The 25568-nt window shown below is 41.8% G+C and carries 19 protein-coding genes; 4 read left to right on the forward strand and 15 right to left on the reverse strand.

The genetic code is table 11. The annotated features are described in order from the left end of the window. Window positions 1–60: 60 nt before the first annotated feature. Window positions 61–3165, reverse strand: coding sequence for a PKD domain-containing protein (locus tag ID165_RS10240; protein ID WP_192350241.1), 3105 nt, complete (start codon window positions 3163–3165; stop codon window positions 61–63). A 524-nt stretch (window positions 3166–3689) separates the two neighbouring features. Here ID165_RS10240 and ID165_RS10245 point away from each other — a divergent pair. From ID165_RS10245 to ID165_RS10255, 3 genes are read left to right on the forward strand one after another with little or no spacing between them, the layout of a single operon-like run. Continuing rightward, window positions 3690–5309, forward strand: coding sequence for an ABC-F family ATP-binding cassette domain-containing protein (locus ID165_RS10245; RefSeq protein WP_192350242.1), 1620 nt, complete (start codon window positions 3690–3692; stop codon window positions 5307–5309). A gap of 10 nt (window positions 5310–5319) precedes the next feature. Further along, the gene (locus tag ID165_RS10250) at window positions 5320–6717 is read left to right on the forward strand and encodes a sodium:solute symporter family protein (protein ID WP_192350244.1); all 1398 of its coding nucleotides are present in this window, start codon (window positions 5320–5322) and stop codon (window positions 6715–6717) included. Then, window positions 6704–7885, forward strand: coding sequence for a class I SAM-dependent rRNA methyltransferase (locus ID165_RS10255; RefSeq protein ID WP_192350246.1), 1182 nt, complete (start codon window positions 6704–6706; stop codon window positions 7883–7885). The genes ID165_RS10250 and ID165_RS10255 overlap by 14 nt, the downstream gene beginning before the upstream one ends. A gap of 113 nt (window positions 7886–7998) precedes the next feature. Here ID165_RS10255 and ID165_RS10260 read toward each other — a convergent pair whose 3' ends face one another. From ID165_RS10260 to ID165_RS10275, 4 genes are all read right to left on the reverse strand, one after another. Continuing rightward, entirely contained in the window at window positions 7999–10746 is a 2748-nt protein-coding gene (locus tag ID165_RS10260; RefSeq protein ID WP_192350248.1) for a M14 metallopeptidase family protein, read from the reverse strand. A gap of 59 nt (window positions 10747–10805) precedes the next feature. Next, complete coding sequence (locus ID165_RS10265) at window positions 10806–11429, reverse strand: hypothetical protein (RefSeq protein WP_192350250.1); 624 nt, start codon at window positions 11427–11429, stop codon at window positions 10806–10808. A gap of 188 nt (window positions 11430–11617) precedes the next feature. Then, window positions 11618–13204, reverse strand: coding sequence for a SusD/RagB family nutrient-binding outer membrane lipoprotein (locus ID165_RS10270; RefSeq protein WP_192350253.1), 1587 nt, complete (start codon window positions 13202–13204; stop codon window positions 11618–11620). Window positions 13205–13224: 20 nt separating this feature from the next. After that, entirely contained in the window at window positions 13225–16473 is a 3249-nt protein-coding gene (locus ID165_RS10275) for a SusC/RagA family TonB-linked outer membrane protein (RefSeq protein WP_225587064.1), read from the reverse strand. 599 nt (window positions 16474–17072) lie between these two features. Between ID165_RS10275 and ID165_RS10280 the strand changes: the two genes are divergently transcribed. Next, complete coding sequence (locus tag ID165_RS10280) at window positions 17073–17507, forward strand: hypothetical protein (RefSeq protein WP_192350255.1); 435 nt, start codon at window positions 17073–17075, stop codon at window positions 17505–17507. Between the two features lie 664 nt (window positions 17508–18171). Here the strand turns inward: ID165_RS10280 and ID165_RS10285 are convergent. The 10 genes from ID165_RS10285 to ID165_RS10330 all read right to left on the reverse strand — a co-directional run bounded on the left by ID165_RS10285 (window position 18172) and on the right by ID165_RS10330 (window position 25565). Then, window positions 18172–19467 carry a hypothetical protein gene (locus ID165_RS10285; protein ID WP_192350257.1) on the reverse strand — a complete coding sequence of 432 codons (1296 nt, stop codon included), beginning with the start codon at window positions 19465–19467 and terminating at the stop codon, window positions 18172–18174. A gap of 366 nt (window positions 19468–19833) precedes the next feature. Continuing rightward, window positions 19834–20295: a hypothetical protein gene (locus ID165_RS10290; RefSeq protein ID WP_192350258.1), complete on the reverse strand. Its 462-nt coding sequence runs from the start codon at window positions 20293–20295 to the stop codon at window positions 19834–19836. Then, complete coding sequence (locus ID165_RS10295; protein ID WP_192350259.1) at window positions 20295–20492, reverse strand: hypothetical protein; 198 nt, start codon at window positions 20490–20492, stop codon at window positions 20295–20297. The genes ID165_RS10290 and ID165_RS10295 overlap by 1 nt, the downstream gene beginning before the upstream one ends. Continuing rightward, window positions 20489–21226 (reverse strand): hypothetical protein, encoded by a 738-nt coding sequence (locus ID165_RS10300; protein ID WP_192350260.1) that lies wholly within the window; start codon window positions 21224–21226, stop codon window positions 20489–20491. The genes ID165_RS10295 and ID165_RS10300 overlap by 4 nt, the downstream gene beginning before the upstream one ends. A 192-nt stretch (window positions 21227–21418) precedes the next feature. Continuing rightward, window positions 21419–21760 (reverse strand): hypothetical protein, encoded by a 342-nt coding sequence (locus ID165_RS10305; RefSeq protein WP_192350261.1) that lies wholly within the window; start codon window positions 21758–21760, stop codon window positions 21419–21421. Between the two features lie 68 nt (window positions 21761–21828). Beyond that, window positions 21829–22095: a hypothetical protein gene (locus ID165_RS10310; protein WP_192350262.1), complete on the reverse strand. Its 267-nt coding sequence runs from the start codon at window positions 22093–22095 to the stop codon at window positions 21829–21831. A gap of 126 nt (window positions 22096–22221) precedes the next feature. After that, window positions 22222–22962 carry a hypothetical protein gene (locus tag ID165_RS10315; protein ID WP_192350263.1) on the reverse strand — a complete coding sequence of 247 codons (741 nt, stop codon included), beginning with the start codon at window positions 22960–22962 and terminating at the stop codon, window positions 22222–22224. Next, window positions 22952–23734, reverse strand: coding sequence for an RHS repeat-associated core domain-containing protein (locus tag ID165_RS10320; protein ID WP_192351430.1), 783 nt, complete (start codon window positions 23732–23734; stop codon window positions 22952–22954). The genes ID165_RS10315 and ID165_RS10320 overlap by 11 nt, the downstream gene beginning before the upstream one ends. A 14-nt stretch (window positions 23735–23748) precedes the next feature. Continuing rightward, window positions 23749–24108, reverse strand: a complete 360-nt coding sequence (locus ID165_RS10325; RefSeq protein WP_192350264.1) for a hypothetical protein — start codon at window positions 24106–24108, stop codon at window positions 23749–23751. Continuing rightward, window positions 24105–25565: an RHS repeat domain-containing protein gene (locus ID165_RS10330; RefSeq protein WP_192350266.1), complete on the reverse strand. Its 1461-nt coding sequence runs from the start codon at window positions 25563–25565 to the stop codon at window positions 24105–24107. Before ID165_RS10330 ends, ID165_RS10325 begins: the two co-directional genes overlap by 4 nt. Between the last annotated feature and the right edge of the window lie 3 nt (window positions 25566–25568).

Below are 25568 nucleotides of genomic sequence, written 5' to 3' on the forward strand. Positions count from 1 at the left end.
TACATCTTACCCAAATAAAAATTACCCAAATTCTAAGGAACAACCCAAAACCTTCTATAGCTACCTGATCAGCAAAAAACTACCCCGTTTTTCTACAGTTTGAATCTCTTCATCCAGTACAAAACTATACTGCATCAGGAAGGTGTAAGTCCCTAAACTGGCATATTCTCCATCCACCAATCCATTCCAGCCTTCTGCACCGGAATAAATCAACTGCCCCCATCTGTTATAAACCCATAGGTTAAAGTTGATTTCGCAAGTTGATACCCCTGCAAACAGATCTCCATCTTTCGCCGGGTTAAAACCAGTTGGCATCCTTACTTCAGGTACCTGTTCCGGCACCAGCCCAGTACCCATACTTACACAACCAATATCGTCTAAAACAGAGACCGTGTAGGTTCCTTTGGACAAACCGGTAAGTGTATTGCCTGCTGTATTACCCTCCTCCCACAGATAAACATAGGGAGCCTTGCCTCCTTCCGGAAAAGCAAACAACTCACCATTGCTTCCCCCGGGACAGGCTGGTTTGGTCAATCTCACATCCACCTCTAACGCTGCAGGAGATGTAATTTCAAAATCAAGCGGTATAGTGCACCCATTTTGATCTACTACAGCAAGTTCATAAATCCCTTGGGCCATATCAGTCAAATTCAACTGACCCGTAAACTCTATACCCCCTTCTAAATCAATGGTATAAGGAGCATTTCCGCCTGAAACAGTCAAATCCAAAATCCCGTCCGCCTTTCCATAACAGCTTACACCTGTCACAACAAGGGAAGCAACTTCTACCAGTGGAGGCTCCGATATTTCTAAGTCTTCCAATTTCCTTTCACAGCCTAGTTGATCCACCACCGTCACAGAATACTTACCAACGGACAAATTATCTGCAGTTGCCGAGTTCAAACCAGGATCATGGGACCATTCAAAATGAAGTGGAGCTACTCCTCCACGGATGGCTAACACGATCTCCCCGCTAGCATCTCCAAAACATTTGACATCCTCTATTCTGTCAGTACCTACCACAAATTCCTCCGCTACTACCACTTCCACTGGTTCTGAAGTTCCTGCACAAGATTGGTCAGTTAAACTGTATGTGGTGTAGCTTACTGACCCTGCCATGTCAGGCACATTCCAACTGATCCCGACTGTACTTTGATCTCTACCGGAAACTATCACTCCGCCAGTCACAATCCACTCATAGCCGCGTCCATCCGAAGGATTAGGCGCACTATAGAAATATGTGCTCAAAGGATCATAACAGACATCGACGTTCCCAATAGGATCTTCAGCATCCAACTTTTGGTTGATCACTACCTCAAGAAATATCGGCTCTACCAAACAGCCATTCGTGCCTACAGGAATGGCGGTGATTCCGGCGTTGGGATTTGCTGCGCCCCAATTGACCAAAACCGAGTCTCCGTAATTTTCAAGAATTATCCCTCCTTCCACTTCAAAATCCACGGACTGAATATTTTCTTGAAAAACCAATTTATATACCAATTCCTCTACCTCAGGGCAAACTGACTGAATCCCAATAAGCTCTGCTTTAGATTCTATCACCTCTACCTGAAAGGTCTCTTCCTCTTGCTGCTCACAGGTATTGGGGCTGATAGATGCAGTGACAGTGACCTCATACACTCCGGGAGTATCAAAAGTATGCGTTACTTCTTGGCCCTCTTGAAGAGTAGATCCATCACCAAAATCCCAGGTGAAATAGGTAAACGCTTCACTTTCCGGAGCAATACTCCAAGTTCCTTCTTGGTCAAGACAAGCTACCCTCTCCCCTTCAACCTCAAAATCATACTCCACTTTAATTTCAAAATTCAAATTATCCAAAGCCGCTCCCACAGCATATCCATAAGATTCCAAAAACCCAAACCCATATACATAGGCTATAAATCCTTCTGGATTTGACAACTGATGCACCCCTTGGGGAATTAGGACCTTTGCGAAATAAAAGGAGGGATCCCCGGGAACCTGTGAAAAAGAAGCGCCAATATTCCTTCCATCCAAAACGGTAGAAGCCTGTGCTCCGGCAGGCACAATAATAGAAACATAATGCGCCTGAATGGACTGTAAGGAGAGAGCAGAAAACTTCACGTCCTTCAGCAACTGTTCATTTGGGCTATAAGAAATCATAAAAGGATCTCCCTGATCATATTTGGGGTCTCCTGCCTGATTACATCCCTGGCTTTTGGAAAATACGGTGACAGATGATGGTTTTGAAGTGGCGATGGAAACTGTCTCGCCGGCTTTGAAATCCAAGGTCAGAAATTTAGCCGCATTGATTACCCCCCGACTGTTGCCGTTTACTAATACTTCTGTATTGTCTTCAGACGCCAGTACCTTGACCGGTTCACCGGATGTCCTTCCCTCTAATCCTACGTGGATAAAAGATTTTCCCCAGGTGGATACCGGATATGCCTGCTGAAAAAGGTTGTCATTTGCCGCACCACAGTTTCCCACGGATGTCCACTTGTTTCCTCCAAACACAGCAATTTTCTTACAAGAATTGGCATCATCCCCTATCACTCTGACCCGGGAACCGGTGAGGTCAAACCTTTCCTTAATCTGATAACTTTGACCACGGTCCAATGCTACTTTTATGGGTGCCGAACCGTTGCTTTTAGTGATTTCCAGTTGGGTATTATCTTCTGTGGCAATTACTAACATCGTGCTTTCATTATCCACATTACCATCGTATTCTACGGGACGGGTGAGTCTCTCGAAATGTGAGGTCACCAAATAGTCTTTTCCCAGAGCACTTACCGGCAAGACGACAGTGCCGTCTGCACTTCTGATCCGTTCATTAAAAGCATAAACAGTCAAGTCTCCGGTTGAGCTGATATAAATCCCTTTGTTCTCCACTCTGTCTGAACCCCTGTGGATCACATCAAAATCCCGGGAATCAACAATCAGACTGAATCTTTCGCCTTGCCCTAGCGTGGCAGTTCGGGTCTGTCCAAGATATTCAATCGTAAAAGTAGCCTCTTCTATAGCTGTGATTTCCAACATTGCCCGATCAGGCGCCCCGGGCAGAATTTGGTTATTCTCCATAAATCCCACCCAAAATTCTTTTCCTATAGTAGAGATTTGACCATAGGCGGCAAAGGCAAAAAATTGCACGAACAGCACTAAATAAACTATACGGTAGAATTTCTCCATCTATGATTCTTGAACACAACGGTTCCCCCAATATAGCTAATGCATGGCTATATGAACAATTAGCCAGTGAACAAGATTTCAGGAAGATTTTGGATTAAATCCTTACTTTTAAAGCAAGAACAAGTACCACCCTATGAGCCTGAATCCAAGATACCCCAATTCCCATTAATCTCTACACCACTTCCTTACTTTTTCCTGAAACCTATAAGATACCCATCAAAAATTCCATTCAGCCGTGCTAAATGAGAACTTGCAACTTCGATTTTAGTAAGCAGACTCAATGGAACAGTGGAAATAAATTTGAAGAGATAGGAACAAATTCCTTCCCATCCAGCCAAAGCGGGCTCACATTAAGTTGGCTTTTCTTTTACTAACCTGTACCTTTGTCAGCTCCTTAACCCACCCCGGCTCTACCCTATACAGGTGCAGGAAGGGAACTTACAAAAAGGCTATTACACCATACGTAACACCAACAGCAAAATCAGATTACAAACAACTGATTTTTAAATACTTACAACGATTTTATGATCTCAGTAGATAATTTATCACTAAAATTTGGCAAACGAACACTTTTCGACGAAGTTTCCCTGAAGTTTAACCCCGGCAACTGCTATGGTGTGATCGGGGCAAACGGCGCCGGAAAATCAACTTTTTTGAAAATCCTTTCCGGAGAAATGGAAAGTACCAGTGGCGGCATCAGCATCACTCCGGGTCAGAGGATGGCCGTGCTAAGCCAAAACCACTTCGGTTTTGATGAAATCGAGGTATTGAAAACTGTACTTATGGGGCATAAAACACTTTATGCCATCATGGAAGAAAAGGATGCCATCTATCTAAAGGAGGATTTCTCCGAAGAGGATGGTCTTCGTGCATCACAATTGGAAGCTGATTTTGCCGAAATGGATGGCTGGAATGCTGAGTCCGATGCAGCAGCCCTACTCTCAGGATTGGGCATCACAGAGGATCTGCACTACATGAAGATGAAGGATCTGGCGGGTAATCAGAAAGTCCGGGTTTTGTTGGCCCAAGCTCTTTTTGGTAATCCTGATATCCTGATCCTCGATGAGCCTACCAATGATTTGGATGCATCTACCATCGAATGGTTGGAGAATTTCCTGCTGGATTTTAAAAATTTAGTGATTGTGGTGTCCCACGATAGACACTTCCTGGATTCGGTATCTACGCATATCGTAGATATTGACTTTGGAAAAATAAAGATCTACTCAGGTAACTATACCTTCTGGTATGAGTCTTCCCAACTTGCACTGAAGCAGCGCTCTGATTCTAATAAGAAGGCCGAAGACAAGAAAAAGGAATTGCAGGCATTTATCGACAGGTTCTCCGCCAACGTGGCCAAATCCAAGCAGGCTACCGCACGTAAGAAGATGATCGAAAAGCTGAATATCGATGAGATCGAGCCTTCGATGAGAAAATATCCGGGTATTATTTTCAAACCGGAAAGAGAAGCGGGAGATCAGATCTTCATGACCGAAAATCTGGAACTGAAAGCCGATGGGGTGACCTACTTCACTGATGTGAATCTTATGGTGGACAAAGGCGATAAAATTGCTTTTATTTCCAAGACCAAGCAGGCAGTAAATAAGTTTTTCCAAGTCATCATGGAAGAAATCCCTTCCACGAAAGGAAGCTTTAAATGGGGAGTGACCATCAACAAGGCATACTTGCCAAATGACAATTCCGAATATTTCAAATCGGATCTTTCCCTAATCGATTGGCTAAGACAATTCTCAGGCAATCAGGAAGAAGCCTACGTAAGAACTTTCCTGGGCAGAATGCTTTTCACGGGAGAAGAATCCCTGAAAAAATGCTCTGTGCTCTCCGGGGGAGAAAAAGTCCGATGTATGATCTCCAAGATGATGCTTCAGAGTCCTAATCTTCTCGTAATGGATGAGCCTACAAATCACTTGGATCTGGAATCTATTACCGCCTTCAACAATGCGATAATTGATTTTACAGGCACGGTCTTGATGACATCTTATGACCACGCATTTGTGCAGTCTTCCGCAAACAGAATCGTAGAATTCACTCCTAACGGGACGATTGATAGAAGAATGCCTTACGAGGATTACCTGGAAAGTGAGGAAATCAAAGCCCTGAGAGAAAAGATGTACGCAAAATCTTAAAATCGATTCGTTGCTACTCACTGCAATAATCATTTATTTGGCGGGCACTATCGTCGTGGGAGCTTGGGCTTCAAAATTCGTAAAGGGATCGAATGACTTCGTTTTAGCGGGGCGTTCGCTCCCTTTATTTCTTTCAGCCTCCGCATTATTTGCTACTTGGTTTGGATCCGAGACCATTTTTGGAGCTTCATCCGTTTACTTGGACGAAGGGCTGCAAGGAGTGATTGAAGATCCCTTTGGCGGGGCACTTTGTCTGGTACTTTTCGGTATGTTCTACCTCCGACCCATGTACCGCATGGGTGTCTTGACCATCGGAGATGTATTTAAGAAAATCTATGGAGAGAAAGTAGAGTTTCTATCTACTGTATTTATGGTTCCGGTATTTTTTGGCTATGTGGCCGCTCAGCTGGTCGCACTAAGTTTGATTTTTGGCACTGTCACAGGCTTAAGCCTGAATGAGGGAATTCTGATAGCAGCGGGCATCGTGGTGATTTACACTTTTCTGGGAGGGATGTGGGCGATATCAATCACCGATTTTATCCAAACGCTGATGATCGTGCTCGGTCTGATCGTGGTTTCTCTCATGGTAATAAAGGAAGCAGGCGGAATAGGTGCGATTCTGGATTCTGCTCCTGCGGAAAGTTTTCAGTTCTTTCCCGATCCGGGCTTTAACTCCTGGACAAATTACTTTGGCGCCTGGATTATTCTGGGACTCGGAAGCATCCCCAGCCAGGACATTTACCAACGGGTCATGGCCTCCAAATCTGAGAAAGTGGCAGTTCAATCCACTTATTTGGCAGGAGGATTTTACCTCACTTTCGGACTTTTACCCCTATTTATTGCACTGGGGGCAAAAGTGTTGTATCCGGAACTTTACCTGGAAAATAAACAAATGCTGCTGCCATCAATGGTGTTGGCACATGGAGGATTACCGGTACAGATCGTCTTCTTTGGCGCACTGATTTCAGCGATCATGAGCACGGCGAGTTCAGGAGTATTGGCCCCTGCAGCCCTGATCTCTGAAAACCTAATCAAACCACTCTTCAGGCATAAATTATCGGATTTTCATCTGCTTTGGATTTTGCGGATCAATGTTCTTCTGGTAGCGGTGGTATCCGTAGTTATGGCTCTCCAAGACGCTACTATTTACGAATTGGTAGCCGAAGCATCAATACTATTGCTGGTCTCCCTATTCGTTCCACTGACCGCAGGATTATATTGGAGCAAATCTTCAAAAGTCGGCGCAATCTTATCCATGGTCATCGGCATGCTTACCTATTTGACTATGGATAAGTTTGAGCCGGAAATTTCTTCACACCTTTACGGATTGCTGGCCAGTGCCCTGGCTATGATGACAGGCAGCTTGCTATTCCCCAACAAACCCCTACTCACCTATGAACTATCCTAAAATCATACTCAAACACGGCAAAGAGATCTCTCTGAAAAGAAGGCATCATTGGGTATTTTCCGGAGCTATTTTTCAGAAAGACGCCAATCTTGTAAATGGCCAATTAGTGGCCGTTTTCTCTTCCAAAGATGAGTTTTTGGGAATAGGTCATTTTGCCGAAGGTTCCATAATGGTCCGGATTATTTCCTTCGGGGAGCGGGAGATCGATCAGGAATTTTGGAATGAAAGCATCGCTTCGGCACTTTCCTTGAGAAAAAGTCTGGGACTTGCTGATGATGAAGGGACTAATGTGTACCGTTTGGTCCACGGAGAGGGAGATCTGCTGCCCGGTCTGATTGTGGATTACTACAATGGCACTGCGGTTATTCAGGCTCACCAAATAGGGATGCATGCCCATCTAAAGGAAATTGCCCACGCGATCAAAGCCGCTTATGGAGATCAGCTCTCGGGTGTGTACGATAAAAGCGCGGAGACTTTACCCAAGAACCTTGGAATTACTTCCAATGAATGGGTACTCGGCGAGCCAAAAACCGATTTGGTTCAAGAATATGGTGCCACCTACAAAATAGATTGGGAGAAGGGGCAGAAAACGGGCTTCTTTATCGATCAGCGGGAAAACAGGAAACTGCTAGCCTCCTATTCAAAAGGCAAAAAAGTATTGAACACCTTCTGCTATTCAGGCGGATTTTCGGTGTTGGCGCTGATGGAAGGAGCGGCAGAAGTGCATTCAGTGGATATTTCTCCGAAAGCCATAGAACTGACAGAGGAAAACATCCAACTCAATCCGGAAATTCAAGGGAAACATGAATCGAAGGTTGCCGATGTGGTCAAATACATCCGCGAAATCGGTGATGATTACGATGTGATCGTGCTGGATCCACCGGCTTTTGCCAAAAATCTAAAAGCAAGGCATAATGCGGTGCAAGCGTATAAAAGACTCAATGGGGAAGCCCTGAAAAAAATCAAAACAGGAGGCATTCTCTTTACCTTCTCCTGCAGTCAGGTTGTGGATAAAGCACTCTTTCGCAACACCGTAACCGCAGCAGCACTGGAATGTGGCAGAAAAGTGAAAATCCTGCATCAGCTCACCCAACCTGCTGATCACCCCATTAATATTTTCCACCCGGAGACCGAATACCTCAAAGGTTTGGTGCTATATGTGGAGTAAAACTTACCCTCAACTATAAATCCCCTGCCGGAAAACGGCAAGAATTAAAAAACCGGCCTTAATTTTTAAGGCCGGTTTTTTAGTAAGCATAGGATACACCTATTATTTCACGGTCAATTCATCCCATAAAGGTTATTAAACAACCATTTGAATGTACCATGGGACTGTGCTCTAAAGGTGATCTCAGGAGTAAAAACCATCAGTTGCCCTTTGCCGATAGGTGCGGTAAAAGCAATGACTCCATCTTCCAAATAGGATTGTCCCCAAGCCCATCCGCTCTTCAGAGGAGTAGCTGAATCAAACCAGGCGACAACTTTAAGCTGCTGTATATCTGCCTCCGGTTTCATTTTGAATACCATGCTATTGTTAAACATCACATCCACATGCTCACGCATACCCCAGTTTGATGGATTCGCAGGATCAGTTTTTGATCTTAGCACACTCCCGGGTACATAGTATTTTTCCCCCGAAAGTTTCTCTTCTTTCCCTTCTTTGTTTATCTCAGTAAGTCCATCTTTCACCGGCAAATCCAAGTGATATGCGAGTGAAGCGCTGTTGCCAACTGTCAATACCTTTCCACCATTTTCAATAAATAATTTCAGTTGTGGAATAGATTTTTCGGGCGTAATTGTCCCTAGACGATACCGAAATTCCTCCGGTATATCAGCTGCATCAGGCTGCCTTCCATAATAATTATTTGTTGGGCCACTCTCTTTATAAGCAGGGATCCCTCCACTGATAAACAGGATCATGTCGTACTTTTTATTGAGGTTTCCGGCATCTATCTCCTTGGCGAAAATAAGCTCAAAATCATACCCATTTTGCTCCAGCATCCATCTTACCCAGCCTGAAGGCATGGATCCACCGTACGAATCGTATAAGGCAATCCGTTGTTTTTTCAGCTCTATCAATTCGGCAGGTTTGCCTTTGGCAGCTACTATAGGCACTCTGATATCTTTGGTCAGCTCTTTCAATTTCGCCGCCTCTTTGGCAGGAATATAGTAAGAACCTGCCGGAAGGCCTTCTACTGCCGTAGGTGATCTGAATACCTGTGCTTTATCTTTCAGAAGTGCATTGACGAGTGGAAACGCTTCATTGAGTGAGGAACTAATCAGATATCCCGATTTGGAATCCGGAATAGCAACCGGTGGCAATTCTTCCAGTACGCCATAAGTCAATGTCTCAAAAGGTCCGTCCAATGGATCAAGAATCCGGTCCACTTCCACTCCCATTTGATAGGCCAATGTCCAACCTGCCGCATCATAAGGTCTGATCGGAGGCCCACCCGGATATTCAAAATCATTTGGATAGTCCTGCGGGTCAAACATATCGATTACATGCGCTCTAAATGCCTGATCTGTTTTGACTATGTAAGAATTTTTCGGATACGTTTTACCCATTACCTGAAAATCAGCATTCGCTTTTTCTATTTTAATCCCCGTTTTGATCAGCGCATTGATGTATTTCACCGCAGTGCCAAAATCTGCCTGATCTGCCGAAACAATATATGCCCGGGGATCACGCTTTGAAGGTTGCTGATAGATACTGTCATAATACTTAGTAGGAATTCCACCCCGGGAAAAACCCCTATCACCGGACCCGGAAGGTTTTTTCCCAGCCATATCCGCCTTGTACGCAGCATTGATTTCTTCTATCTTTTTGGGGAAAGGTGTCCAGTTATCCATCTTCCCTTTATTGATTGCACTTCTGCCCATGGAATAAATGTTGTAGAGCACATGATCTTTGTTTCTTGCAGCATAGTCCAAAAGCGCATAATTGAGCGAGACGGAGTAATCGATTGATTGCCTGAAGTGCCATTTTTGGGGAGTAACCGGATAAGGCGTATCACTGTTGGGCAGAAGCCTGGAAGGCACCAAGGGAACTTCCTCCGGAGAAGGGCCTCCAATAATCTCAGTCAAGATGCCGATCATATTGTGATAATGCGTGGTGGTTCTCAGCCCTCCATTGTACCATACTGAGAAAGTAGAACCTGTCATCCGCGTAAAACCCGGCTTATCCTCCGTGATCAGCCTGTTGTACATGGCAGCACCTACGGCATCTATTCCGGTGACCATCAAGGGTTCAAATAAATAGTTGAATGGATCTCTGTAGGGAGGGCCTGCCAGCACTGATCCTGCAGGACCGCGCTGGTGATGGTTATACATGATCTGAGGAATCCACTCCACGAAAAGCTGGTAGCCCATATTCTGTGATTCAACCATATTCTGGATATAAAAATCCCGGTTATTGTCATGTCCTATATACTTTTGATATAGTACCGGCAAACCACTCGTAGTCCGCTTGGTGGTATCTGAATTCCTCATGTACCAATCTGAAACCAATTCCTGTCCATCCGGATTGGCATGTACAAATAGAATTACCACGTTATCCAGGATATTCATGGTTTCCTCATCTGTCCGTGAGCTGATCTGATAAATGGTTTCTATCAATTGATGCGTCCCCACCACTTCCGTGGAATGAAGGCCACCATCAATCCAGACCACCGATTTGCCTTCCTTGGACATCGCCCTAGCCTGCTCTTCTGACAGTCCTTCTGCTCTGGCCATGGCAGTGGAAATCTCCTTATACCTTTCCAGCTTTGTATGGTTTTCCGGCGAGGTGACGATCAGCATATATTGCTCTCTGCCTTCGGCTGTTTTGCCAATGGACTCCAGCTTGATACGGTCAGACTCACCTGCTATTTTCTTAAAATAAGCCTCTGTCTGCGTGAAATTAAATAACTCATAATCGGTTCCTACATCGTAACCAAAATGTTCCTTTGGGGAGGTAACGGACTGAGCCATCACTCCAATGACCATCCCTAATTGTATCAGGATAATCGGTATTAGTCTTTTAAACATATTTTCCCACTAAGATTTTATAAGAGGGAAGCTTATTACTCCCCTCCGTTTTTTTATAATTACATGTTTTTGAACCTCACACCTACTCTGCAATCACAAAGCTCCCCTCTGGACTCGTCACAGGAGTTATCATTGTATTGGACGATTCTGGTTCCGTCTGCCATCGTCACTACAAACTTGAAGAGGAAGTAATCATTTACTTGAACATCAGATAGATCAGTGCCCGTAATATCTGCCAGCTCAGTGGCTGTAAAACTGTATGACTTTGGAAACTCGGTAACCCGCTCGTAAAGTATATCCGTGGATCTTATGGAACTTGGCAAAGGAAACTGCCGCTCATTAGGCTCTACTTTTGCAAGCGATAGCACAATAGGGTACACCGGTACGTTTCCTTCTCTTCGGTTGAAGCTGACATATACCTCGATCTCTGATACCGGAGCCCTGCCTTCAGCATCGTAATAAGAAAGCTCCCATTCGAACAGTTGGTTAGTCGCAAATTCAGGATCAGCCAAATTGAAAAAGGAAGCCTTGGCTGTCTGATAGGTAGGCAATGCTGAAGTTTCGGTATTCAACGTCACTCTCGGAGTCGCTGCATAGATAAAATCCTCGTAATCGTAATCCACGGTCTTGCAGCTTCCCATCGCCAGGATCATTGCTGCTATTAGATATTTGTATGGTTTCATTGGTTATATTTTTTGTTGTGTAAATCCGCATCGGAATCGGCTATGAAATAAAACTTAAAATAGGTTTACCTGTCTCTTTCAGCCAGGCTTACATTCCTGTCTGCTGAAGAGGGCATCTTCACCTATTTACTTAAGCAGAATGCTCAGGCCGTTTGCAGTTTTTGCGGATAGTCATGGTTTAAATACGCTTATTTTCTCCAAAAAACAGGAATGATCTGCTGATCACGCTGCAGTTGTTCGCGAACATCGATGACTGAGCTATTGGATGTCAATTCGGTCTCGGAATAATAAAATCTTTCCGGAAACACATCCAACGGGGAAATCAATTCTTGCAATTCAGGATAGCCGGTACGTCGGAAATCATTGTATGCCTCTACTCCATTTCCATAAAGTGATATCCATTTTTGCATCATGACAAGCCTAAGTTTTCCTTCCCCGTCTAGACTTTGAAACTGAGTGCTGAGCCTTTCTGTAAAACCGCTCGTCGTCTGACTTGATATTGGAAAAGCAGGCGATACGGAATTGATTACATCGAAATGGGCAATTACAGCTTCTTTCATCAGTTCTTCTGCATTTTCACCGGTCCCCAAAGTAAGGGCGGCCTCGGCACGGCTGAATAACATCATCGAATTGGTGATCAAGGGAAGAATGCCTGCGCCGGTACCGTCACCCTCCGCAAAAAGTGCAATTTTGAATGAATTTGAAGTGGTTCCTGTGGTAGCTCCTTCATTGGTGAGAAAGGTGTTCTCTGCTCCCAAACTTGGCATCATACCATTGTCATACAGTCCAGCAGCCGGATATATCCCTACTATTGCACGTGTATTTTGATCCGCAGGAGAAGAAGCTCCGTCTCCCGGATATCTGCCATAATACCCTTCCCCTGTCTGGGAATTGGCGAGGCCGGCTCTTTCATTCAGTCTGAAGATATAGTACCTCAGTCTAGGATCATCCTGCTCCTGAAGTCTGTCCACCAATACCATACTCACATAACCATCTCTACCCGGCGCATACCCCGTAGAATACCACGGATGACGTACATTCGGGGCAGTATTGGTGCCAAAATGAAACGTAAAATCACTTTCATTATCCTGAATATACATCCCTTCCTGAAGAATGTCCATGATGCCCTGTTTGGCTCTTGCCTCATCATATTTTCTGATCGTGAGATACATTTTCAATTTAAGTGAATTGGCCATTTTCTCCCAATTCTCTCTGGATCCCTGATAGAACAAATCTGAGGAAGCGGAAACATTGAATCCTTTCTCCATATCTGCCAATGCTTCATCGACGAGTGCCAAGAGATTATCATAAATCACTTCCCCATCATCAAAGGCAGGATTTGGGGCAACCGCCGCATCAAAATACGGGACGTTGCCCCATACATCCACCATTATACTGAACAGATATGCCTTTTGAAGTTTGGCCACTGCCACATATCCCCATTCACCCTGTTCAGTGCCCGTGGAAATAATGGTTTCCAAATCAGGAATTGCCTCAGTGTAAAACCCCAACCAAGCATTCTGGAAAGTAGTACCACTTTGATCATATCTATTGAGACTGCCTGAAGCCCGATGTTGTACCACATTGGATGCTCCTCTGTTTATGTTGTCAAAATTGCCTGCAAAGGAAAGCTGGGAAGCCGGCAAAAGCAAATTGAGCTGGGGAACTGTGGGGTTGCTTGGATCCTCATTGATATCTATGAAATCATCACAGCTGACTAATGTCAGTGCTAATATGCGAACCAATAAACCTTTTATATAGCTGTATTTCTTCATTTTGTTGTAGTTGACTTTGATTAGAAACTAAGACTGAGGTTCACCCCATATCTTTTGGTGGAAGGAACGCCCAAAACATCTCTGCCTAAATTATTGGCTCCGGAAGTGCTTACCTCAGGATCGTAATTCATCGCATCCGGCGTATTGGGAGCTTTGTACCAAAGATTTCTTCCGCTTACGGAAATCGACGCTCTTCCAAACGGTGTCTTAGAAAGTAGTGCGGCAGGCAAAAAATATCCAAGAGAAATCTCCCTCAGTCTGAATACCGTCCCGTCAAACACCGTGGCTTCACCTATGTAGCCGGCAGAGGCACCACTCGGACCAAATCCGCTTGAGAAATAGTAATCATTGTAATTCAAGGCGGTATTGTTAGGGATTTTGTTGCCGTTTTCATCCAACAGCGGTGTTCTGGTATTGACATCCCCCAAAACTCCCTGTCCTATCCGAAACGAATCCCTGTCCTCGGTATCTCTCAAAACACCTCTGGCGTAAGTTTCGCCAATGGTGGTGGACAGAATATCCCCCCCTTGCTTCCAATCGAAAAGCACATCAAGCGTGATCCCCCTAAAAGTGAAGGTATTGGTAAGCCCGACCATAAAGTCAGGATTTGGATCTCCTATTGGGCCATTTGTCGCTGCTGTAATCGGCTTGGCAGTAGCAGGATTTACCAGAATATTCCCTTCGTCATCACGCGCATATCGGGTGCCGAAAATCAACCCATAGGGCATTCCTGCAATATGCACATTGCCTTCGTAGACCAACTGCGAGTTCTCACCGATATCTTCTACTGTATTTTTGTTTTTGGTGAAATTACCCGAAATAGACCAGTTCAATCCGGTGTCTGACATGAGCGGGTTCGCAGTTAGCCCTATTTCTATTCCTTTATTGGAAGTCTCACCCAAGTTGATTATCCGGGTGAGGAAACCGGAGGACGGCGGTGAATCCACAACAAATATCTGAGAAGTACTTCGCTTGTCGTAATAAGTAATATCAAGTGAAAATAGATTTTGAAGGAAGCTAAGATCAGTCCCTATCTCAAACTCCGTGATAAATTCCGGTTTAAGCGAAGAATTCGTCAGGCTGTTTGACAAGGTCTGAGTACTTACATTGGTATTGCTTCCATTAGAAAAAGGAGAGCCTATTCCTCCAAAAGTCTCATTCGCATTAAACACATTGACTGTCTGGTATGGAGCCGCTTCATTTCCCACCCGTGTGTACCCTATGCGTATTGCACCGTGATTCAGGATATTACTTTTGATTTGAAGTGCTTCCGTGAAGGTCAGCGCACCGTTTACACCCCCATATAGATAACTTCTGTTTTCCGCAGGAAGTGTGGAGGAAACATCATTTCTACCTACAAAATTTATGGAGGCAAAGTTTTTATAGTCCAGTGTCAAATCTGCAAAAAAGGCATAAAACCGTTGTTTGATCAGCGCCTGGTTTCTGGGGATTTCGGAAAGTGTGATCGTGGTGGTATTCCGGATATCGTTAATTCCGGACACTATAATTCCATCACCCGAGAAAGCCGAGCGTCTGGTCATACGCTGGTTGATGTTGTTGCCAAAAATCCCTCTTAGTTTCAGATCCTCTGACAAGCTGAAACTGGTAGTGATCAATAGCGTATTGTCCAACTCCTGTCTGTAAATATCATCTGTATTGATAGTACCATTGGCATATACACTAGAGCCCTTACCCAATACACTCACACGTGAATCTGAATATCCGTTAAATCCAAATGTATTCTGAATGGTCAGCCAAGAAGTAATATCCTTACCAAAGACAAAACTTCCAAAATACCTATCCACATTGCTTGTAGAAGGACTGTTCTCTACTGACCAGTAGGGATTGTCCAACGCTCTGTAGTAAATATTCGCACCCGTTTCGGGATGCTTATAGGGCAAGTTGGTCAGATCATAACTGGTAGGCATGAACAGCAGATTGCCCATTACTGAACCTGATCCCCCGATCGGAGGACTTTCCTGCTCGGTTTTCACATAATTTATTGTTCCCCTGACAAAAAAACCATTGTCCAGATTAGCATTTCCTCCCGCAGAAAAAGACGTCCTTGAGATACTGTTTCCGGGAACTACCCCTTTGTTGTCCATTCTACTCACTCCTATTGACAATCCGGTCTTTTCAGTTCCTGTGTTGATCGAGACACCATTTTCCAGCAATTGCCCTGTTCTCAAAAAATTCGTTTGATTTTTGCCCGCATAAGATTGATAGGGCACTTCTCTTGGTGTCACCCCGTCACTTTCGTAGAAGTCAGGAAATATACTGGATGGATAAGCGCTGGAAGCCAATGGATGGGGAATCGTAGCTCTGGAACTGTATGGAGAACCATAAGATCCATAAACACCCGCACGGTAATCTCCATTAGTTCCCTGCCCGTACATATGCTGGTAATCAGGAAGACCTGAAACCTCCTCCAAGCTGTAAGAAGAAGTAAGGGTTATTTCCGTGCCCTTTCTACCCTTTTTTGATCCGGATTTAGTCGTGATGATTATTGCGCCGTTAGCTGCACGGGAACCATAGAGTGCAGAAGCTGCCGCTCCCTTCAATACGGTCATACTTTCTACATTATTTGGATCTATGTCAAAAGCTCTGCTGGAAGTAGACTGGGAAGACTGGGTATTCCTTGTGCCACTGGCATCATAGGTAGAATTATCAAAGGGAATCCCATCCACTACGAATAAGGGCTGATTATTATTTCCCAAGGAAGAATTACCACGGATGGTTATATTGGTTGCCCCACCTGCTACTCCGCCAGATCCCTGTACATTGACTCCCGCAATCTTGCCTGATAGAGACCTGATTGGGTCAGGTTCGTTCTTCTGCCCCAATCTGTCCGCACCAAGTGTGGATACTGCATACCCCAAATTGGCTGTATTCCGCTCTATGCCGGCAGCAGTTACTACTACTTCATTCAGCTCGATATCACCGCTTAGCTTTACCAGTAGCTCACTTTCGCCTCCTACTGTAATCTCCTTTGCTTTATATCCTATAAATGAAACTACCAATGTACGCTGCCCCTCCTCCAATTCTACGGAAAAAATTCCATCCAAATCGGTGACGGTACCTACCAAGGTGCCTTTTACCAAGACGTTGGCACCGGGAATGGGTAAATCATTTTCATCCAATACCTGTCCCGTAATAGTTCTTGTCTGAGCAGTAGCCATCGAAAATGTGGCAAAGAGCATCATACTTGTTAATAACATTAAAATCCCCAATGGCGGAGATTTCTTACTTTTTGTAAAATTGTGTTTCATGTGTTTATAATTGTTTTCTATTGGCCACATGGAATCTCGCATGGCTTATAATCATCCCGGTGTGTGACTTTTTAGTCATGCTCGATTTCATAAGGGTTCTTTATAAAATAGGGTACAGCACTACACAGCTACCTGCTTAGGCTGATAGCAACTATTGCTTAATTAGGCTATTTGGGGAGGGGTAACTAATACAATCCGGATCCGTGAATTGATGTGAAAAAGGTAAGAACAAAAAAACACCTTAAATCACCCTCTCATATAAAAAAAACCAAATTATTGTTTTCAACTAAAAAAAGAATATTATTTAATATTTATTTAAAAACTAAGAATTTTAATAACCTTTAAAACAAAAAGACAACTTAAAAAATCAAAATAATGTTGATAAATCAGAATTAATTAAAATAGTTTATAATCATTAATTTTACCATTGATTAAAAAATACGAGATAGTTTCTATAAAAATTGGTCAAAAATTAAACCGAATTTACAAAATACAACAAATTAAGACCGGGATTTCCACTCAATGAAAGGAAGAGGCTTACCTGTAGATTTTTCAGCAAGCTCTAATTAGTTAACTTTGCGCCAATCAAACATTACATCATGTACACAGGAATACAACATCTTCATTCGGGGATCGCTTATTTGGCTTTACTGGCTTTGGCAGTGGTAATTATTTACATGCTGATCGGCTCGCTTTCCAACCGGGAATTCACCGAGAAAGACAGAAAAATCGGATTGATAGCCTTTATTCTTTCCCATATCCAGCTGTTGGTGGGCTTGATTCTTTATTTCCTCAGCCCCTTGGGATTGGAAATGTTGAAATCCGGCTCGGCAATGTCTGATTCAGCAGCTAGACTAATGGCATTGGAGCATCCTTTGATCAATATTATCGCAATCGTAGTAATAAGTATAGGATATATTAAGGCAAAAAAGCCGGGAGTATCCAGGGGCCGATTCAGAAGCATCTATATGATGTACGCCATTGGGCTGGTACTGATACTTTCCAGAATTCCTTGGTCTGTTTGGATTGGCTAAGCTGCTGCAATGAAAGTTTGAGTGCCGGAAAAGGTTAGGCTCAGGAACATCGTCTGGAAATGAAAGCTGATGCATGAGGATGACTGCATGCCGTAGGAAGGATACAGATCATTTCCCCGCAGCCGTTCGTGAGGGCACAAACGGCGGCAACCAATTCGGGGCGACAGTCGGAAAACTTGAACCGGCAGAGCCGTGGAAACTCCACACCTGTAAGGCCGAATAGTTAGGGCTTACTGAAAAAGTCTCAGGCATGCCAGCTTCAAGGCGGCCGAGTGAAGATGTATGCTTATACCTCGAATGAGGCCAACATAGAAGATGGTATGGCTGAGGCTAGCTTGAAAATCCCGATTTTGGGATTTTCTGATGCATGGATAAAGACCTATTATGGTCAATAAGCTTGCACTTGCTGAAAAACCTTTCGCATCAAAAATGAATTAATCATTCAATATGATAGCTTTTGATCTATTATTGGCATTTTTCAGCATGCCCTAGTTATTTGCCCCAACAACCGCATAACCTGCCAAGGTAAACAGCGTCCGAACTGCTTTATATTTTCTCTGCCGATAAAAAAATATAAGGGCAAACAATCTCAGGGTTCCGGGACTCCATTTAAACGGGGAAAAACTATGTGGCTGCCGGGTCCTATATGGTTGAAAATTAGTCACTAATTTTCAACCTCCTTCAGGTAATATTCAATCTGCCCATTCCCCTTTTCCTCCAATCCATCCACCGGTACCAACTCCTTCACTTCTTTTCTGATTTTCTTGAAGGATGCGATCTCAAAACCGATCTTCAGCTGTACCCTGCTTTTGTATAAACTGGATTTTTTGTCAAAAAAAGGATCTATGGAGCCTATTGCCACCGATCTGATTGTGTTGCCCATCGGGATGGTTCTTCCCACCGCGAAGTTGGAAGCCCAGGCTGTTCCCTTAAAATCCCTTGACTCATAGCCTGAGGGGTTGGTGATGGTAACCCGGTTGCGGTTTACCGTACCCTGTGCAAACCAGTTGCCCTTACTGAAACGTACTCCCGAAAACACTCCAAATCCCTCTCTCCTCAATTTATCCCTGTCGTCAAACTGCTTTTTCCATGTCATTCCTCCCATCACCGCAAACTGCTGGGAAAAGGAAAACGATAGTCCGTAATCCAGTAGCAGTCCCTCCCCGAAGGAAGTGAGCGGATCATACCACAGCAGCATCCCGATCCGGTGGACAACCGGCACTTCTTTTAGCCGGTTTGGCTCAAAAAATTCTTTCTTCTTATTTTTCAGCTCAGATGGAACGGTCTGTATATTCCCAAGCGAATCGATTTTCAGTTTGGAAAAATCCTTTCCCGTCTTTTGGATGTACTCATCCGAAATATGTGCTGCCTTTCCTTTTGCAAGTTCCTTGGCCTGTTCAAAAGGAATTTCCGAGGGCAAACCATTTTTGGTCAGCTCTGCCAGGGCATCCTTACCATAGAAGTCCGGGAGTTTGGCATCTCTGGGATCAAATCCTTCTTTCACTACTCCAGTGAGTTGTTCTTCCACCTTGGGCATAAGCCATTCGTTGGTCAGTGCCTTGAGGTTCTCGTTGTTTTGATCAACCAGGGATTCCAGCTCATCCACTTGCCTGATATCCCCCAGTCTCACTTTGGATTCATCCATCCGCTCCAGGGTATTTTTTGCCGCATTGTTTATCTCCTCCCCGGGGATAGCTTCACTTTGAACCAGGCTTTCCAAGGTTTTGCTTTCCCGGTCCAGCACTTCTTTACTGTGCTCTTTAGCCTGCGTAAAGAGGCTGTCTCTTTGGGTGCTGTCAGTGGTTATCTCCTTGAGTTCTTTGAGTTCTCTTTGCAGGGAATCGTAAGACTTCTTCAGCGACCGGATCTGTTTGAGCTCTTCCAGATAGGGGATTTCGGGTTTGGTTGGTAAAGCCGGAATAGATGCTGAAATAGAAGGCTTTGGAAATTTTGAATTCATACCACCCGGTAAGTTTTGCGCATTCAAAAAACTCGGAGAGAGCATCAAGCAAAAAATAAAAATGATTTCTTTACGCATAACTATTTTGTCAAATCAAATACAACTATACCGCACATTTTAAAAGTTAATTTGAAACCTATTTTCTGGAAATCTACCCATTCTTTTTCCCACTAAGCTATCCGAATTACAAATTCTATTTTATAGAAAGGTGTAGATACAATCTACACCTAGTTCGAGCACCAAACTTCACCCAGAGGGGTCGGCTTTCTGTACCTAAAACTACATTTACTGTTCACAGAACTTATGCAATAAACACAAACTTTCAACTTCTGTAATCCCAACATTCTCACAGACTCGATTCTACCCCTATCTGACACCTAATACATTTTTATATTTATTAATCCATTTTCTCTTATCAACTTTTAAATGGAAAAATATTATCAACAAAAGAAAAAGGGAAAAAAAAGCAAACATAAATTTATAATATGAATCCACCTTCCAATTATCAAGATAGTTTGCATTTGGCATCATTCTATTGTAATGAATAATATGTTTTCCACTCATACCAACTTTTTCCTCAAAAGTTTTTCTATTGACCGGGACCGAGTTTTCATAAACCTCTTGACCAATTTTAAATTCATACTTCACTAACAATCCTCTATCATCCTTAGCCCGATCTAAATAATACACCTTTGAAGTTGTGGTATCCTTAAATTCAAAAATATTAACAATGGAATTATAAAAAATCACTTCATAAAGTGATTTTAACCACATAGACCCAAACAAAAGGTACCCAACTATTATTACTATATTCAAAAATATTTTCATTACTCAAACCAGTTTTTAACTGTTTCCTTTATGTAATCAGCCATACTTTGAACAGGAGATGTTTTTGATGCAGTTTCTGTAGCACCGATCGCTACAGCATTAGTGGTTGCTATTCCATTTGCTGCCGCTCTACCACTTCGTCCCATCCCATTTACCATATTATCCATAACCCCCTTTATAGCAATACTTTTACTCATAATTTATAAGATAGAATTTCTTTAACTTTATCATCACCTATTATTTCATAATTCAAAACACCTTTATAAACATCATTCTTATTTATCACTATTCTTGGACTATCTGATTTATCCGTTATAACAATATCCTTTTTTATAATAATATCTTTATACATTCCTTCATGAATTGAAACCCCTGGTTCGACTCTTAACAATACAGCATTAATTAATTCTTTTTTTAAAGAAATTTGATTGATCAAGATTACTAATTGAAAATAATCTGTTGTAAATTGGCACATTAAAATAATTTCCAAATCATTTTCTCTAAAGCGTTTTTCCTTGTGTAACCACTCATTTTTACAACCTCCCCTCTCAAACTTCTTAATTATACTTAATAGGGCTTCAAATGGAATGCTCTTGGATTTAGATGCTTTCATTAGTCCCTGCTCTAATACCTCTAAATAATATCTACAGTCTCCTGTATCCTTAATTTTCTCATAACGAGAACGATCAAAAAACAGCTCAACTTTTAAAGTGTTATTAGGGACGATTGAACAAGGTTTTAAAGTGCTTTCGCTTAATTCAATTGAAATCATATTAAAAGTCCCATCTGTCTTAAATTTCAATCTTCTTACTTCTTTTGAAAAATAATCATTTATGAAATTAGCCCTTTTCTGAAACTCATAGCGTATTTCATTTTGATTTTCAATATAAAAATAATAATCTAATCCAATAGAAATATAATTTAAATTCATATTACTGAGGTTTTGGAGATTTATGTAGTCTTGGATTTAACGTTGATTTATTTACATTGGTAACTATTTTTTCTGCATCTAATGCTTTTTGTCTTGCCCCACTGCCTCCAGGTATATTTTCGACTATTCGGGAGCTCTTTTCCGAGATCCGCACTTAATCAATTGGGAGAGGATTTAAGATAAAAATTGATTTTAATCAATATACAGATTATAACGTAAATAGTCACCCGTTTTAAGCATAAAATAAATAGTTCCAATTGTGTACAAAATAGTTAAAACAAGTGATATCAAACATCTAAAAACACTTATATCTTCTAATATTATGGCAGAAGCCCTTTTCTTAACAAAGAAAATAAAGTATCCCAAGCCTAAAACTCCAATAGCTATAAACAACCCCAAATACAAGCCAACCATCATCCTAAAACATTCAAACAAAAAATACCTTAAGGCAGTCCAAATATTTATTCCATGAAGTACAAAGGTGATAAAGAATGAGTGTTCTTTTGCTCCTATTCTCTCACTATGGTTCTTCATTGAATAAATACTTTTATCCAAAATCTGATACCATCCCCAAAATATACAATCTATAAAAAACATCATCGTTACTTTTTTTCAGTTGGTATTCCTAATTTTTCTAAAACCCATTTTGTTGATTCATAAACAAACCCACCTGGCTCTGTTGTAACTTGATTAATTTCGGTTGAATAGGTTTTACCAAGATAATCACCTGATGCTATGGGCAAAGCGACAACAGGAAAAAGAACCCCCACTCTATTGTTATTTGGAACCGTGATGGCGTGGGCTTTAACAGGGGTTGGGCTTAAAGCAGCTAGAATTACTACGGCAATTTTAAAAATTAATTTTTCCATACTTGTATCTCGAAAACTTAATTTTAAACTCCTATTACCATATAAAATAACTCCATTTGAATAATTCAAAAATGTTAAACAAACCACCTATCATCATCACTATCAAATAAAAAAAACTGATGAAGTTTAGAAACGGAAGACTTGAGCATATACTGAGTTCAAACATGTATCATTTTCAGAAGGTAATATTTCTATATCTAATATAAGTTCATTTATTTTCTCATCTCCTATTTCACATTTCAATTCATACTCATTATTAGATCTTCTTTTTACTAGAAGTGGATAATCAAATTCTCCTGTAGAAAATTTCAAATCTCCATTAAAAGGAAAATCATTTCTAAGAAATGATATTACAGTTTTGTCATTCTTCTTTTTTTCAACTTCAATAAGCTTAAAAGTATTATAGGTCTTTTGATTATTTTCATAAATCGCAAAATAAATTTCCCTATTATCATAATAAACCGACTGATGTTTAACATCTTGTTGTTTTATAACACTTGTAATTTCAGTATCATTATCTGATTTGGCAATTTGTTCCTTAATCACTCTATTATCAAAATCCTGAGAAACGGACACTTCCTTATTAGAATATTTTAAAGACTTTAAAGTCCCATTTGGGTTATACTTAAAATTCGTAAACAAAGTTTCATCATCACTCAAAACCCCATATTCAGACAAAAATCTTAAAGAATCGCTTAATTTAAAATTATATATACTACCATCATACTTAAAAACAATATCGGTTTCTTCATTTTTTTCTATGAATTGAAATTGATTTTGTTCATTATCCTTACAAGATAAAATGGATTGACAAATTAAAAGAAACAATATATATTTCGTCACTTTATTCATATTATTATTTATCATTAGTTTTCTTTGGTAAATTTTGTACTTGGTTAGCTTTTTGAGCTTCAGGATCATTCTGTGGTCTAGTGTGAGCGCTTGTATCAGTACCATTTATTATTCGTTTATACCTTAAATACCTCTCACCCTCTCCATCTTGAATAAATGTATCAATAAGGTAAGATGTATCATTTTCTTGTTTGTTGTTCTCTTGTTCTAATTTCTTTAAATATAGCCTCATCATGTCTGCACCAGTTTCAACTCCATCAACAAACTCCTTGAATTTTTTAAGATTACCTGTTCCTTTACCAAGTGGATCTAAAAATTCATCAAAATTTCTGGTTCCTTCGCTTTTCCCTTCTCTTACACCTGAATCATCACCACTAAAAATATCAGAGTCATAATCAAAACCACTCCCACCATTCATTAGCAAATCTGCTTTCTCCATAAATTTTTTAACATCTTTTCCTAAATTATTGAAAAATTCAGATGTAGAATTTACTGCATTTTGAACATTTGATTGAACTAAGTTAAATTTAGCCTCTAAATCGTTTCTTATAAGCCAATATTGTGGACAGCCTTCACATGGAGCCATCCCATCTGGATCAATAAACCTTATCGGGTTATCAAAAGCATAATTGTACGGAGAATGCCTTCTCATTTGATCTGCCATCGGATCCACAACACCCCATCTCCCAATCGTGGCATCATACATCCTTGCCCCGTAATCATAGTACTGCAGGCCGTTGTCTTCTATCAGCTCCTTGCCGTTGTAGAGATACTTATTAATTCCTATCTTTTAAGTAAAACCTAGTCAATCATTTTTTTGAAAGTATATGCCAATTTTTTATCCTCATGAATCAAAAACAAAGTATCAGAAAAAGCTGGTTTAAAAACATGATCACCTTTCACCGCGGTGTAGCTAAACTTTTTTCCTTCATTTAAATCTCTATCTGTTAGTGGATAAAAAACGAATTCCCTTCCATCCATTAACCTCATCTCTGTGCCCTTGTATGCAATTCTTAATGATTTAATTTGAGTATCTATAACTGCCGAATTGAATTCCTCAAAATGCTTCTTTCCTCTATCGATAGATTGACCTTGCATCCAAATACTTACAAATACTAGAATTACAATCACAAATAAACCAAGTATTAGTAAATTTTTCATTTATGCTTAATATTAAAATCATAAAGTTTAAATGTATTACTAAATCCGCCAGCAACATTTGCAGGTATTGGCCCAGCTGGCAAACCTAATCCAATATTAACCTGTTGTCCTAAAATTCCATTTCCAGAAGAAGTTGGTGAATGTGAACCAGTAAGACCAATTTTTCCTCCTGCTGCCAATCCTGCTGAACCCCATGTAGATACCTGGCCATCTTGAATACTGGTTTGAAGCATATCTCTACTAATCTCATTAACTGGCCCTAAGTAACTAGCCTTCCCTATGTTTAAAGTAGCATCAACGTCAAATCCAATTCCAATACTTTGGGTTGTAGTGATTGCAGGTAAAAATGAAGCTTCGGGCCCTCTTAAGACCCAGTTTGCTTCAATACTAGATCCACCTCCTGGCCCGGCAATGCCAGTAAAGCCCACTCCAACCGAAAGAAAATCAGGAACTACAGTTCTAGCCATTGGACTATTCCATAATTCAGATAGCTGTTGACTGCCTTGTGAAGTCTGAGCGCTCAATTCATTTGAATTAATAGCAGTATTATTTTTCAGATTGACGTAGGTAACCGATCCATCGTTATTATGAAATGTATGAAAATCTCTACCCCCTTCCCCATCTACCCGATTATAACTACCATCTTCCTGCTGCCTGAATGTATCCTCGGGCGCCATGCCATCCGGATCAATAAACCTGATAGGATTGTTGAAGGCATAATTGTAAGGTGAATGCCTTCGCATCTGTTCGGAAAGAGGATCTATTACACCCCACCTCCCTATAGCTGGATCATAAAAACGTGCCCCATAATCATATAGATTGAGGTTCAGGTCGTCCAGCAGCTCCTTCCCGTTATAAAGATACTTGTTTGCCTTGTATAATCCATGCTGAAAGCCCAGTCCTTTCAGTTCCAGTCCCCAAGGATCATAATGTGTTTCCTGTACTATGGCCGAACTCACACTCATCACCGTCATATTGTCAAACCAGACATCCTCCGAGGTTTCGTTTACCACAAAGGTCTCCATATATCCGTCTTTGGAAATATACATATTCTCTTCCAACACTTCATGCCGGTTTGCAGCATTTTTAGAAAGGACTTTCTTGCCCACCTCATATCTGTTGCTGTCCTGATCATAGAGTGCATACATCAGATAGGCCTCGGGAGCTTCTTTCTTCTGTAGGTCCTTGGCCAGGATATCCGCCAGATTCAGCAGGGCAATGGGATTTGCACCGCCCGCACGCTGGGTGCTCAACGCCAGTTCGTTCAGGTCTGCCACCAGTCTTTCCCTGCCCCCCGCTGCCATAAAGCTTGCGGCGTTCACTTTTTGGTTTTTGTCCTCCAGGTATTTGCCGTGTACCTGAAGTTTTAAACTGTCACCCGCATAGATTTCCTGGGTTCTTCCGGGTCCCACCATTCTTCCACGGTCGGCATTCAGCCAGGCTACCCTCCCCTGCATGCC

Origin of the sequence: Algoriphagus sp. Y33, from assembly GCF_014838715.1 — a bacterium.
Taxonomy (GTDB): domain Bacteria; phylum Bacteroidota; class Bacteroidia; order Cytophagales; family Cyclobacteriaceae; genus Algoriphagus.

Coding starts and splice junctions, on each gene's coding strand:
- ID165_RS10270 (WP_192350253.1), bottom strand. CDS start 13,204: ATGAAGAAATACAGCTATATAAAAGGTTTATTGGTTCGCATATTAGCA.
- ID165_RS10260 (WP_192350248.1), bottom strand. CDS start 10,746: ATGTTTAAAAGACTAATACCGATTATCCTGATACAATTAGGGATGGTC.
- ID165_RS10305 (WP_192350261.1), bottom strand. CDS start 21,760: ATGAAGAACCATAGTGAGAGAATAGGAGCAAAAGAACACTCATTCTTT.
- ID165_RS10280 (WP_192350255.1), top strand. CDS start 17,073: ATGTACACAGGAATACAACATCTTCATTCGGGGATCGCTTATTTGGCT.
- ID165_RS10285 (WP_192350257.1), bottom strand. CDS start 19,467: ATGAATTCAAAATTTCCAAAGCCTTCTATTTCAGCATCTATTCCGGCT.
- ID165_RS10255 (WP_192350246.1), top strand. CDS start 6,704: ATGAACTATCCTAAAATCATACTCAAACACGGCAAAGAGATCTCTCTG.
- ID165_RS10290 (WP_192350258.1), bottom strand. CDS start 20,295: ATGAAAATATTTTTGAATATAGTAATAATAGTTGGGTACCTTTTGTTT.
- ID165_RS10315 (WP_192350263.1), bottom strand. CDS start 22,962: ATGATAAATAATAATATGAATAAAGTGACGAAATATATATTGTTTCTT.
- ID165_RS10325 (WP_192350264.1), bottom strand. CDS start 24,108: ATGAAAAATTTACTAATACTTGGTTTATTTGTGATTGTAATTCTAGTA.
- ID165_RS10310 (WP_192350262.1), bottom strand. CDS start 22,095: ATGGAAAAATTAATTTTTAAAATTGCCGTAGTAATTCTAGCTGCTTTA.
- ID165_RS10330 (WP_192350266.1), bottom strand. CDS start 25,565: ATGCAGGGGAGGGTAGCCTGGCTGAATGCCGACCGTGGAAGAATGGTG.
- ID165_RS10300 (WP_192350260.1), bottom strand. CDS start 21,226: ATGAATTTAAATTATATTTCTATTGGATTAGATTATTATTTTTATATT.
- ID165_RS10240 (WP_192350241.1), bottom strand. CDS start 3,165: ATGGAGAAATTCTACCGTATAGTTTATTTAGTGCTGTTCGTGCAATTT.
- ID165_RS10265 (WP_192350250.1), bottom strand. CDS start 11,429: ATGAAACCATACAAATATCTAATAGCAGCAATGATCCTGGCGATGGGA.
- ID165_RS10245 (WP_192350242.1), top strand. CDS start 3,690: ATGATCTCAGTAGATAATTTATCACTAAAATTTGGCAAACGAACACTT.
- ID165_RS10275 (WP_225587064.1), bottom strand. CDS start 16,473: ATGAAACACAATTTTACAAAAAGTAAGAAATCTCCGCCATTGGGGATT.
- ID165_RS10295 (WP_192350259.1), bottom strand. CDS start 20,492: ATGAGTAAAAGTATTGCTATAAAGGGGGTTATGGATAATATGGTAAAT.